Consider the following 12230-nt stretch of genomic DNA (forward strand, 5'->3'; position numbering starts at 1 on the left):
TTATGCGTTTTCTGCGGCAAATTTTTTCATAAACTCAACAAGCGCCTTTACGCCGTCAAGCGTCATTGCGTTGTAGATAGAAGCGCGCATTCCGCCTACAAGACGATGACCTTTAAGGTTTACAAGACCGGCAGCCGCAGCTTCCTTTACGAATTTGTCGTTGATTTCCTTTTCCTTTGCAAGGCTTGCTTCGTCAGATGCGCCCGTAGAATATTTCGTAAGGAACGGAACATTCATCAGCGAGCGGCTTCCCTTTTCCGTAGTTGCGTGATAGAAATCAGAAGAATCAAGGAAGTCGTACAGATAATCTGCCTTTTCCTTGTTGCGCCTGTACATTCCTTCTGCACCGCCGTTTTTCTCTATCCAGTGAAGAACTTTGTCAAGCACGTAGATTGTGTAGCACGGCGGAGTATTGTACATACTTCCGTTGTCAGCGTGCGTTTTATAGGAAAGCATTGTAGGAGTTCCTGCAAGCGGAGTTTCCGTAATTAAATCTTCGCGGATGATGACAAGCGTAACGCCTGCCGGAGCAAGATTTTTCTGCGCACCTGCGAACAGAAGTCCGAATTTGCTTACGTCAATCGGCTCTGAAAGAACACAGGAAGAAATGTCTGCAACAAGCGGAATGTTTCCGGTATCAGGGATATATTCATAGTGAGTTCCCATAATCGTATTGTTGAAGCAGATGTATACGTAGTCGTAGTCGCCTTCAACTTTCTGCACTTTCGGAATATAGGAGAAATTCCTGTCTTCGCTTGAAGCGATTACGTCAACTTTTATGCCGAGTTTTTTTGCCTCTGCGGCAGCTTTTTTTGCCCAGACGCCGGTATTGATGTATGCAGCTTTTCCTGTATGAATTCCAAGATTTTCTGCGACCATTGCAAACTGGGTAGAACCGCCGCCCTGCACGAACAGCACCTTGTAATTGTCAGGAACGTTCATCAGCTTGCGAACCATTGCTTCTGCATCCTCGATAATAGATTCATACGCCTTTGAGCGGTGGCTCATCTCCATCACGGACTGACCTGTTCCGTTATAATCAAGCATTTCTGCAGCACATTCCTTAAGCACTTCTTCCGGAAGGCAGGAAGGTCCGGCTGAAAAGTTGTACACTCTTGACATATTGCACCCCTTTAAATTTTTCTGTGAAAAAAATCACAATATTTTTGCTGAGATTTCCTACATTTTATATAAAAAAAATGTCATTTTCTATGAAAATTTATTTTTAAGGCTCTAAAACTGAAAAAAAACATGGAATTTGTCCCGAAAAGCACTTTTTTGTGAAAAATTTCACAGTTTTTCAGTGCTGATTTTCAGCTTTTTTCGCCGCCTGCAATTTCTGCGCCTTTTTGCTTTCTAGGCTTTCCCGGAAAGTCTGCTTTATGTGGTCAAGCGGAAGCCTGTATTCACGGCTGGACATTGTAGGAAATTTTCTGAAAAGCCGCTCCTCATTGCGCTGCCGCTTGGAAAATTTTTCAAGCCGCTGCCTAAGCCTTTCATTCGCCTGGATTGAGCCGGACTCGATTCTAGCCTTTACAGAATGAATCATTGCATGCAGATCAGCATCCCTGAACCATGGCTCGCTGCCGTATTTTTCCATGAGCTGCTCCCCGAGCATCTTCAGTTTTTCCATGGTTTCGCTGAATCTAACAAGCCGCTTTACAGTGAACAGAACGTCTATTCCCAGAATCGTGCTGAAAATATAATAGGCCGCGGGCACAAAAGGCTGAATTCCGCTTGAAAACACAAGGTCTGAAGCCAGCGGATGCAGAAAATGCCCGAACGCCACGCCGCCTGCCCCGAACGCACAGGAATTCAGAAGGCACACTCTGCCGTTCAGGTTGAATTTATGCCCTGAATAATCCCACCATTTTGTGTGGAAAATCATTTCCAGAAGCCAGCTTGAAAAATACTCAAGAATCGAAGCCAGAACCGCAGAGGCAACAAAAAGCCTGAGCCAGGTGTTCCGCCATGGATAGATTGCAAAAAGAATTATGAGCGCGCCGAATCCATATATAGGACAAAGCGGCCCGTGCAACATTCCGCGCTTTTCGATTTTCCTATAAAGCACAGAAACCCATATTTCCTCGCCTATCCATCCGGCGAATGAATAGAAAATAAAAAGCAGAAAAAGATGCTGGGTGTCTATAGAAGGCATTTCTTCAACCTCCGCGTGCCTTTTTCAAATGCACAGAAGCCTGGTGAACTGCTCAACAAGCCCGTTGATTTCCTCAATTCCCCTGTCGTCAGCCTGAAGCGTAAAAAGCTCGCCTTCACCGCTCTTGGGATTCTGCATTACGGCCTGCTTTCTGTCCAAAAGCCTGCGGTTCAAAAGGTCGTTTATTCCGGAGCAGAACCATTTTGCAATGCCGGGAATCTGCTCCACTGCGATTTTTATTTTTCCAAGGCGCAGAATGGTTTCAAGGACAATTTCTGTCTGGGACTCAAGCTTTTCGTTCTGCTCGCGCACAATCTTTGCAGCCCTGAGATCAAAATACTTCTGGCTTTCTATAAAAGTGTAGATTTGAAAAAGCGGAGGCTTTTCGTGCATTTTTACATAGCGGCTCACAATTCCCTTGAGCACGGTTTCAACCGGATATTTTTTCGCCACGCTTTCAATTTCCGACGGAATGAACGAAAGGCTCTTCAGGTATTCAGAGCAGGAATTTGTTGTCTGCTCGATTATGTCGCTGCGGCTTTCAAAGTGGTTGTACAGGGAAGCTTTTTTTATTCCAAGGGAATCCGCGATGTCAGACAGGCTTGTGCCGCCCGCGGACTTGTAAAACGATGTGTCCAAAAGGGATTTTATTACGTTTTCTCTTGTTATTTTTTCCGACATACAGACCTCGCTTGTGCTACCGTTCGTTAGTTTAACGCAAGAGTCGCGGATTGTAAAGGGCAGTTTAATTCGTCCTCACAAAACAGCAAAGACTGAATTCCCGGGTGCTGCCGGACTGACTTTTAGCGCCTGTTGTGCTATAATCCAAAAAAGTTTGACTGGAGGAATCAAGTGGACATAGTTGAAAATTATAAAAAATTTCTTGCGGAAGGAAAAACAGAGCGCGAATGCGTTTCCCAGATAATTCAGCTTGCGGAAAAAAACGGCTACAAAAACATTGACAATGCCGATTCGCTTCATCCAGGCGAAAAAGTCTACGTGTGCAAGCGGAACAAGAGCATTGCGCTTTTTCACATAGGAACAGGCTCCATAGAGGACGGAATGAACATTCTGGGGGCGCACATTGATTCCCCGAGGCTCGATGTAAAGCAGAATCCGCTTTATGAAAAGGATTTCATTGTGTACCTGAACACACATTACTACGGCGGAATAAAAAAATACCAGTGGGTCGCGCTGCCTCTTGCCCTGCACGGAGTTGTCTGCCTCAAGGACGGTTCGACAGTGCGCATTTCAATAGGCGAAAAGCCCGAAGACCCGGTTTTCTGCATTTCCGATATTCTTCCGCACCTTGCCCAGAAGCAGATGAAGGAAATCGCCTCGGAATTTATAAGCGGCGAAAATCTTGACGTGATATGCGGAAGCACTCTCCCCCTGCCGGAAAATTCAGAGAACAAGGAAAAAAACAAGGCAAAAAAAGCAGTCCTTGATATTCTAAAGGAATCATACGGAATCGAAGAAAAGGATTTTTATTCCGCTGAATTTGAAGTTGTGCCTGCCGGAGAGCCAAGAGATCTGGGGTTTGACAGAAGCCTGATTTTAGCCTACGGACAGGACGACCGCTCCTGCGCCTACACTTCTGCCCAGGCAATGATGGATGTCCAGACTGCTTCAAGGACAATGTGCTGCATCTGCGTTGACAAGGAAGAAATCGGAAGCTACGGAGCAACCGGAATGGGAAGCCATTTTATGGAAAATGCGGTTGCAGAGGTTGTGGCAAGGCTCGGGGCTTACTCGGAGCTTTCAGTGCGCCGCTGCCTGAACAACAGCTGCATGCTTTCAAGCGATGTGAATTCAGCATACGACCCGCTGAACTCGGATCTGTTCGACAAGGACAATGCTTCGTTTCTTGGCGGCGGACTTGTCTTTCAGAAATACACCGGCTCGCGCGGAAAATCCGGGGCAAGCGATGCAGACCCTGAATTCATTGCAAAACTCAGGAACATTCTCGATGCCGGAAATGTAGCGTATCAGTTTGCGGAGCTTGGCAAAGTTGACCAGGGCGGCGGCGGAACAATCGCGCATCTTGCTGCAAAATACGGAATGTATGTCATTGACGCCGGTGTCGCAGTGCTCGCAATGCATGCTCCATGGGAAATAACTTCCAAGGAAGATATTCGCCAGGCTTACAAGGGCTACAAGCTTTTCCTGGAGATGTCCTGATGTTCGACTACATTTTTTTTGATTTTGACGGAACGCTCATGGACACTTCAAGAGGCGTTTTCAATTCATTTGACAGAGTTGTATCGCATTACGGGCTGAATATTGACCGCGCCGTTTACAGCACAATGATCGGGCCGCCTTTAAAGGAAAGCTTTTCCAAAACGCTCGGACTTGCGGAATCTGAAATTCAGAACGCCATGAAAGTTTACCGGGAATATTATTCGCGCGACGGAATGTTCGAGGCTGACGTTTACAGCGGCATTGTTCCTCTCATACAGGCACTTCGCTCCGGCGGAAAAAAAATTTTTGTGGCAACAAGCAAGCCGGAAGAGTACGCAAGGCAGATTCTTGAGCGCAAGGAAATGCTGGAGCTTTTTGACTTTGTGGGCGGAAGCGACATGGAGGAAAAAAAACGTGTTGAAAAATGCGATGTCGTGAATTATGTTCTGGAATCCAACGGAATTTCCATGCAAAAGGAAAAATGCATTCTGATCGGCGACCGGCACTATGACGTGGACGGGGCGCATGCAGCCGGAATCAAGTGCGCGGGAATTCTGTGGGGCTTCGGCTCAAGAAAGGAATTCGAAGACTGCGGCGCGGATTTTATTTTCAATTCACCTAAAGAAATAGAAGATTTTATTTTGGAAAAGAATTAAATTATAAACGGAGGTTTTTATGCAGGTAAAAAAATATAATGTTGACAGTTTCAATCTTGACCACACAAAGGTCACGGCTCCTTTTGTCCGTCTTGCCGCTGAAAAGACAGGAAAAAAAGGCGATATTGTAAGCAAGTACGATATCCGGTTTTGCCAGCCGAACAAAGAATGTATGCAGACAGGCGCAATCCACACTCTGGAGCATCTTGTGGCGGAATACATAAGGGACGAGCTTCCGAACATCGTGATTGATTTCAGCCCGATGGGATGCCGAACAGGATTTTATTTTACAGTCTGGGGAAACCATGAGGAATCCTACATCGCCGAGCACCTGTGCAATGTCCTTGAAAAAATTTCAGTCTGGGAAGGAGAAATTCCCGGAAGCACTGAAGTTGAATGTGGAAACTGCGCAGACCACAATCTGGAGGAAGCTAAAAAACTTGCCGCGCGCTGGGTCAAGGGAATTCGGACAACAGGCTGGAACTGCTATAAGAACCTGTCATAGAGGCTCCTGGAATTTCCACATTCGGGGTACTGCCCAAAAAACGGCGGAGTCAAGGCTTCAGCAAAAACACGCCTTGGCCAGATTTATAGAGCGCGCATTTCACTGCGAACGTGCGCTGCAAATTTTCTTACAGGAGATACAATGGATCTTTTCCAGAAATTCAAGGAGACATTTTTTTCCGTCTTTCCTATAATGGTGATTGTCCTTTTTTTGTCAGTTACTGTTGCTCCTCTGAGTCTTGATATAGTTCTGCGTTTTGTCGCAGGGGGAATTCTTGTTGTTGTGGGACTTACATTTTTTCTGCTCGGAGTAGACATGGGAATTCTTCCTATTGGAGAACGGAGCGGTGCGGCGCTTACAAGTAAGAAAAATCTTGCGCTGCTGCTTTCAGCTTCTTTTCTGATAGGCGTCATGGTTACAGTCGCAGAGCCGGATGTCCAGGTCCTTGCTGACCAGATAAGGAATTTGGCTCCAAGTGTGAATAAGTGGGGGCTTGTGTTTGGAATCGCGCTTGGCGTGGGATTTTTTATAACAATCGGGTTGTGCAGAACTGTTTTTTCGCTGAAGCTGAGAACTGTTCTTATTATTTCGTACATAGTGCTTTTTTCGCTTGCCTTCATGTGTCCCAAGGAGCTTCAGGGAGCGGCATTTGATGCAGGAGGAGCAACAACAGGGCCTATGACAGTTCCATTTATCATGGCACTAGGGTTGGGCGTGGCTTCAGTCGGACATTCAGCTTCTGTAAAAGACGGAGAGTCCAGCGACAAGTCATTTGGTCTGACCGGAATTGCAAGCATAGGGCCTATTGCGGCAGTCTGTCTTTACGGAATGATTCTCAATTTTTTCGGCGCGGATTCTTCCTCATGCGCTGACTCTGCTGAAGCTTCCGCTGAGCATCTTCAAAGCGGTCTCGCAGTTTTCATTGAATACCTGCCTGAAGTTGTGCGCGAAGTTTTCATGTCGATGCTTCCTCTTGTAATTTTGTTTTCGCTTTTTCAGATTCTGCTGTTAAAGCTTCCGCCGGTTCAGATCCGGAAAGTCGCACAGGGAATTCTGTACTGCTTTTTCGGGCTGGTTCTGTTTCTGGTTGGAGCGGAAGGCGGCTTTATGAGCGCAGGAAGAATGTTGGGAGCTGTTCTCGGGCAGGCGGCGTTTTCACAGGGCGGAATCTGGACTGTCCTTATAATCGCGGTTTCGCTTCTGCTCGGAGCAATAACGGTGTGCGCGGAGCCTGCTGTCTGGGTTCTTACAGAGCAGGTTGAAACAGTGAGCGGCGGAAACATCAGGAGAAAGGTTATTCTCGCAACACTTTCGCTCGGGGTGGCGGCATCGATTGCACTGTGCATGATACGCATTTTGTATGGATTCAGCCTGTGGTACATTCTTATTCCCGGATACGCGGCAGCTCTTCTTCTGACTTTTTTCAGCCCTCCTCTTTTCATGGGAATTGCCTTTGACTCAGGAGGAGTTGCATCAGGGCCTATGACCAGCACATTTATTCTTTCGTTTACAATCGGTGCGGCTTCTGCCAGCGGAACTGAATCTGCGGCCGGGGCATTTGGAGTGATTGCGCTTGTCGCCATGACACCGCTGATTGCCATTCAGGTTCTTGGAATTATATTTAAGTTGAAGACAAGGAAAAAGGAGGTTGCACAGTGAGCGCATTTTACCTTTTGCTGGCTGAAGTTCCGCAGAACAAAGCGGAAGTTGTTTCCGACTCTGCTGTAAAAGCCGGAAGCTTCGGAGGAACTGTTCTAAGGGGAAAAAGCGTAAGCTCAAGCGGACTGGCGGACGCGCTTGGACTTGGAGCCAAGACAAAGGAGCTTGTTCTTATTCTTGTTGAGCAGAATAACATGGAAAAAATTTTTTCGGCAATCCAGAAAGCATGCGAAAACGAGCGCAGAAATTTCGGTTGTCTTTATGCTTTGGAGTCGGACACAATGGTTAAGGGCGGAGTTATAAAAGGAAAGGAAGGTTCTGGCATGACAGAGGAAAAACAGACATTGATATCGGTGATTTTGAACAAAGGCTATGCGGATGATGCAATGGCGGCGGCAAGAAAAGCCGGAGCGGGCGGCGGAACAGTCATAAACGCAAGGGGAACTGCGCGCGAAGATGATGCAAAATTCTTTGGAATGCATATAGTTCCGGAAAAAGAAATGCTTGTGATTGTCGTGGACTCAGAAAAGAAGGATGCAGTTCTGGAAGCCGTAAAGAATCTTCAGTGCTTGCAGGAGCCGGGAAGCGGAATTATATTCTGCTCTTCGGTAGCTTCATTTTCTACCCTCGGAAAAAAATAATGCCGAGCAGCTTTAAAGGCGCTGAGCTTTCCTCTGAAAATGACTGGATAAAGGATTTTACAATACAGGAATACAGAGAAATTGACAGCACAAACACCGAGCTTGTCCGCCGCGGAAATTCGATGGCACCGCTTCTGGATGACAACGGATTTCCCACGGAAAACGGCAGGAAATTCAACCATCTGCTTATTTCCGCACAGACACAGACTTCAGGGCACGGACGACTCGGGCGCGCTTTTTTCTCACCGGCATTCACAGGTGTTTACTTCAGCTTTTCAGTTGTGGAGCCGGGAGGAATCAAGAACCCTGCAATGTATACGGTCAGCTCCGCGGTCGGAGTGTGCCGGGCAATAAAAAAACTCCTTGGAAAAGACTGCATGATAAAATGGGTCAATGATATTTTCTTCAACGGAAAAAAAGTCTGCGGAATTCTCACAGAGGGAATTGTGGATTCAGGGCGCGGACTGGTTGAAGCCGCCGTTGTGGGAATCGGAATAAACCTTGTTGCCCAAGATTTTCCCGAGGAGCTAAAAAACACTGCCGGGGGAATTTCCGACAATTCATGCCTGGACGAAAAAAACATCACCGGCAGAAAAATAATGCTATGCTGCATGAATGAGATAGCGTCCATTCTGCGCTCAGGGGAAAATGTGATTCCCGAATACAGGCGGCTTTCGCTGCTGCTTGGAAAAGAAATTTCGGTTTATCCCATTATAGGGCAAGGCGGCGGTTTTAAAGCAAAAGCCCTGGACATCACAGACGATGCAGGGCTTCTGGTAGAAACGGATGACGGAACAAGAAAAATTCTTCATTCAGGCGAAGTTACTCTTCATGCCATTTGTTCCTAGAATTTTTTTGCAAGCAGATTTTTCTGTGTTTCTGTGGTGTACAGAGCCAGAACTTCAGTTGCAAAGTTGTCCTCAAGATCATGCTTATAGTTCTGAATCTTTGAAATGTAGTCAAGCGTAATCTGCGGAGTGTTGTTTTTTCTGACTTTGTTTGCGCCAGCGTTGTACATGGCAAGAGCTGCAATTTCATTTCCGGCTGTGTTCAGGCAGAATCTCAGGTGTGCAAGTCCATAGTGCGCTGAAATTTTCGGATCGTAAAAGTCTGATTCCTCAAGCTTCGGGAAACTTGTGCTGTTCAGCTGAAAAAGTCCGCGGTCAATGCTTCCGTTTGTGTTCTTGTGCATTGCGGTCACCTTGAAATTGCTTTCTGTGTGGGCAAGCGCAAATGCAAGCGAAAGCGGAATGTCGAATTCCTCCGCTGACTGAAGAACAGCCTGTGCCACTTCACGGCTGTTGGCAACCCTGGAATAATACCATTCAACAGCGGCTCTGCTCTGCGGCTGCTTGTAAAGCACAAGGCCAGCGTCATTTTTCTTTTTATTTTCAATTACAAGCTCTGGATATTCCTGGTCAAAAAGCGACTCATAGTTCACGGTGTTTTCAGCTGAATTTTCTGCGGCCGAGCCATCTGAAAATGCTGTGTTTTCCGATGCTTTTTCAGCCGGCAAAAAAACAAGAGTGCACACGCAAAGCGCTACAAAAAACAGGCTGAAGGCTATTGTGCCTGAAACAAGCTTGACATAATAGTTATGCTCGTAATCCATTCTATCTGTTCTCCATAAAAACTATGCTCGATTGCATTTTCGAGATTCCTTAAAATTACGCAATGAATAAAGTTTCAAGCTGCGCAATTTATCCATTTGAGCGGACTGCATACTGCTTTCAGGCTTTCCCTTAAAATAAGCAAAAAGCCTTTTACTAATATTTATTTTGACAAAAAATAGAAAAATGTTCAAGTAAATTCTATGAAAAACTTTTGAGATTATTGCGCTTTTTTGCAAATACTAACATTTCATTGAAATTATTCTGCCGTAAAACTGCAATTTCAGGGCAAATTTCGCTTATTCAATGTCTGCTCAAGCGCATCTGATTTTCCGGGGCGGAACATTAAATTTTTACAATCTTGCCGTTTCTTTTAGACAGATTTTCGTCCGAGCTGAAAAAGATATAATGGCTGTGCTTTTCACTCAGCTCCGAAATAAAGAATTCTGGATCCGCGCCTCCCGGAATTGAAAAGCCTATCACATTTTCGCAGTCCTTTATTCTGCGCGCGCAGTGCTTGAAGCTTGCGGTAATCAATTCACCGTCAGCCTGGCCTCCGTTTTTTTCTGTAAACGGAGCGATGATTGCAAAGGAATTTTTGCTCTCAAGTTTTTTTAGCCATTCCCGGAATTCAGCAAGAAACAGCTCGTTTGCATTTTCCTCCGTTCCTGTCAGTTCCTGCGAAACCGTTATGGTATACAGCACATCGTTTTCAGGATCGGAATTTTTCTTGCAGGAGTTGCCGTCTATGGATTTTGCTTTTTTTATATCAAGTTCTGTTCCGTTCAAAAAATAAACTCTGTTTTCCTCTGAATAAAATTTCGCATCGATTTTCATGTTTTTTCCTTTTCTTTTATATTTTTTTGCTTTTTCCGCATACAAAGCTGTGTCCGCAAGCTCAAGAAGCGAATTTATGTTATATCCGTTTTTTCCGCCGTAAGGAGCCGCGCCTATGCTGATTGAAAGCGTAAACGGTTCCCCGGAATCTCTGTTATAGCTGGCGCAGTAATCCTGAAGCCGCTTTTTCAGGCTTGTGAAATTTTCCTGGTCAAGCCCCGCCGCAAGAATCACAAATTCATCGCCGCTGAGCCTTGCGATTGCATCCGACGAGCGGAATGTTTTTTTAAGAATTTCAGCCTCGTTTTTTATTGCCTTGTCGCCAGCCGCGTGTCCGTGCGTGTCGTTTATTTTCTTCAATCCGTCGATGTCGCCAAAAAGAATCAGGCCTTTTTCCTTTCTGTGCATTGCATTCTCAAGAATTCTAGAGCTTATCGAAATAAAGCCGCGGCGGTTCAGAAGTCCCGTAAGCTCGTCTGTAACAGAAACCTCGCATATCTTGTTGTAGTCTTTTTCCAGCTTTTTAAGCATGCTTTTTGCCTGGCTGAATGTAACGGCATTTGCGATGCTGGACGAAATCATTTTGCAGACCATCGAATATATTGACGAGTCATAGTCCCCGGGCCTGTAAATTATGTAGCCGTAAATAATTGAATTGTTGAACAGTGTGCAGACCTGCATTTTGTCCATGGACAAAAATATTCCTTCCGGAATCATGCCGTTCTTAGGATCAAAGAAAACTTTCTGCGCGCTGTGGCTCTGTATAAAATTACATTCCTCGTCAAAGGCAGAAAAAACATACGTTTTGCTCGGAAAGTTAAAAAAGTCAAATCTCTCTGTGGTAACCGGGGTTTCAAAAAGGCAGATCGCAGCCGCGCTTATTCCATAGGAAATCAAGTCGCTGTTTATCCGCTGGCTCAGCTCGTCCAGTGTGATTTCCGCCTGCAAAGTCGAATAGTGCTGTATAATCTGAATAAAATTATTGCGGTTTGCATACCACTTTTTCAGCCCGAAGTCCAGAATGTTTTTTACGCTCGCCTCTATTACGTTGCCCTTGACTCCAATTCCAGTGCCGTTTTTATCATTCAGCGGAATACAGCCGCACGTCTGCCGGAACACAGGATAGGTTACTATTGTTTTTTTTATGGGAGGAGTTTCTCCGTTGATGATTTTGTACAACATTTTCGCCGCGGCTTCTGTCTGTTTTTCCACATTCTGGTTTATTGATGTGAGGGACGGAGTTACGCATGCCGCTCTGGTTTCATCATCAAAGCCAGTGACAATTATCCGCTGCGGAACTTTTTCGTTGTACATTTTAAGAATGTCCAGGCAGGAAAAAGCCATTTCATCGTTCAGCGCAACTATGGCATCAAAGTCGAATTTGCCCTTTTTTTCCCTGTAATCGCGCAGAGCGGCAATCGCCGTATCATAAGTAAAGCCGCCGTAAATTTTTTTGCTTTCGTCAAACGGAATTTTATATTTTTTCAGTGTCTGCCTGAAAGCATCCTCGCGCTCCCTTGCTTCCTGGGATTCGCCTTCAAGAGACATAAGCGCAAAATTTCTTTTGTTATGCTTTACTATCAAATGCTCCACAAGCTGGCACATGCTTTTGCGGCATGAAATTGTTATGCTCGGAATGTCCTCGAATTCACAGCCGACAGAAACAACCGGAAGCGGCGCAAAGGACTTCAGGTACATTCTGAGATATTCAAGTGAAACATTGTTCAGCTGCGTACACGTCAGGAAAATCAGACCGTCAACGTTGCTTGAATTCACATGAGATGCAACCGCAAGATTCTGGTAGTCGTAATTAAAATTGACAGCATTTATTGTGCTTATCGGAAAGACCACAAGCTCCATATTATGCTTTTTTAGAAAACTGTGGGCGCCTTTCACCGCTCGCTGGGTATATTCAGTTTCCAGATAATCAACTATAATTGCAACTCTTTTCCTTAAATGCATAGTTCCATAAGTATAATAAAT

General features: G+C 45.5%; 11 protein-coding genes. 6 read left to right on the forward strand and 5 right to left on the reverse strand.

Going from position 1 to position 12230, the window contains the following annotated elements; genetic code table 11:
• The 3 genes from serC to ACI4L0_RS09110 form a co-directional block, all read right to left on the reverse strand.
• Entirely contained in the window at window positions 1-1122 is a 1122-nt protein-coding gene (gene serC, locus ACI4L0_RS09100) for a 3-phosphoserine/phosphohydroxythreonine transaminase (RefSeq protein WP_439799854.1), read from the reverse strand.
• A 178-nt stretch (window positions 1123-1300) separates the two neighbouring features.
• Complete coding sequence (locus tag ACI4L0_RS09105; RefSeq protein WP_439799855.1) at window positions 1301-2158, reverse strand: putative ABC transporter permease; 858 nt, start codon at window positions 2156-2158, stop codon at window positions 1301-1303.
• 24 nt (window positions 2159-2182) lie between these two features.
• On the reverse strand, window positions 2183-2839 hold the full coding sequence (locus ACI4L0_RS09110; protein WP_439799856.1) for a TetR/AcrR family transcriptional regulator: 657 nt from the start codon (window positions 2837-2839) through the stop codon (window positions 2183-2185).
• 171 nt (window positions 2840-3010) lie between these two features.
• Here ACI4L0_RS09110 and ACI4L0_RS09115 point away from each other — a divergent pair, with 171 nt between their 5' ends.
• From ACI4L0_RS09115 to ACI4L0_RS09140, 6 genes are all read left to right on the forward strand, one after another.
• Window positions 3011-4339 (forward strand): aminopeptidase, encoded by a 1329-nt coding sequence (locus ACI4L0_RS09115; RefSeq protein WP_439799857.1) that lies wholly within the window; start codon window positions 3011-3013, stop codon window positions 4337-4339.
• Complete coding sequence (locus ACI4L0_RS09120) at window positions 4339-4995, forward strand: HAD hydrolase-like protein (protein ID WP_439799858.1); 657 nt, start codon at window positions 4339-4341, stop codon at window positions 4993-4995. The genes ACI4L0_RS09115 and ACI4L0_RS09120 overlap by 1 nt, the downstream gene beginning before the upstream one ends.
• A gap of 19 nt (window positions 4996-5014) precedes the next feature.
• Window positions 5015-5500 (forward strand): S-ribosylhomocysteine lyase, encoded by a 486-nt coding sequence (locus ACI4L0_RS09125; RefSeq protein WP_439799859.1) that lies wholly within the window; start codon window positions 5015-5017, stop codon window positions 5498-5500.
• 141 nt (window positions 5501-5641) lie between these two features.
• Entirely contained in the window at window positions 5642-7159 is a 1518-nt protein-coding gene (locus ACI4L0_RS09130) for a DUF1538 domain-containing protein (protein ID WP_439799860.1), read from the forward strand.
• Window positions 7156-7800 (forward strand): P-II family nitrogen regulator, encoded by a 645-nt coding sequence (locus ACI4L0_RS09135; RefSeq protein ID WP_439799861.1) that lies wholly within the window; start codon window positions 7156-7158, stop codon window positions 7798-7800. The genes ACI4L0_RS09130 and ACI4L0_RS09135 overlap by 4 nt, the downstream gene beginning before the upstream one ends.
• Entirely contained in the window at window positions 7800-8648 is an 849-nt protein-coding gene (locus ACI4L0_RS09140) for a biotin--[acetyl-CoA-carboxylase] ligase (RefSeq protein WP_439799862.1), read from the forward strand. Before ACI4L0_RS09135 ends, ACI4L0_RS09140 begins: the two co-directional genes overlap by 1 nt.
• On the opposite strand, the gene ACI4L0_RS09145 is transcribed toward ACI4L0_RS09140, so the two are convergent.
• Window positions 8645-9412: a transglycosylase SLT domain-containing protein gene (locus ACI4L0_RS09145; RefSeq protein WP_439799863.1), complete on the reverse strand. Its 768-nt coding sequence runs from the start codon at window positions 9410-9412 to the stop codon at window positions 8645-8647. The two genes, ACI4L0_RS09140 and ACI4L0_RS09145, sit on opposite strands and share 4 nt — an antisense overlap.
• Window positions 9413-9755: 343 nt before the next feature.
• The gene (locus tag ACI4L0_RS09150; RefSeq protein WP_439799864.1) at window positions 9756-12209 is read right to left on the reverse strand and encodes a substrate-binding and GGDEF domain-containing protein; all 2454 of its coding nucleotides are present in this window, start codon (window positions 12207-12209) and stop codon (window positions 9756-9758) included.
• Window positions 12210-12230: the final 21 nt, after the last annotated feature.

The sequence above is a fragment of the Treponema sp. genome, assembly GCF_051883275.1.
In the GTDB taxonomy this organism is placed as follows: Bacteria; Spirochaetota; Spirochaetia; order Treponematales; family Treponemataceae; genus Treponema_D.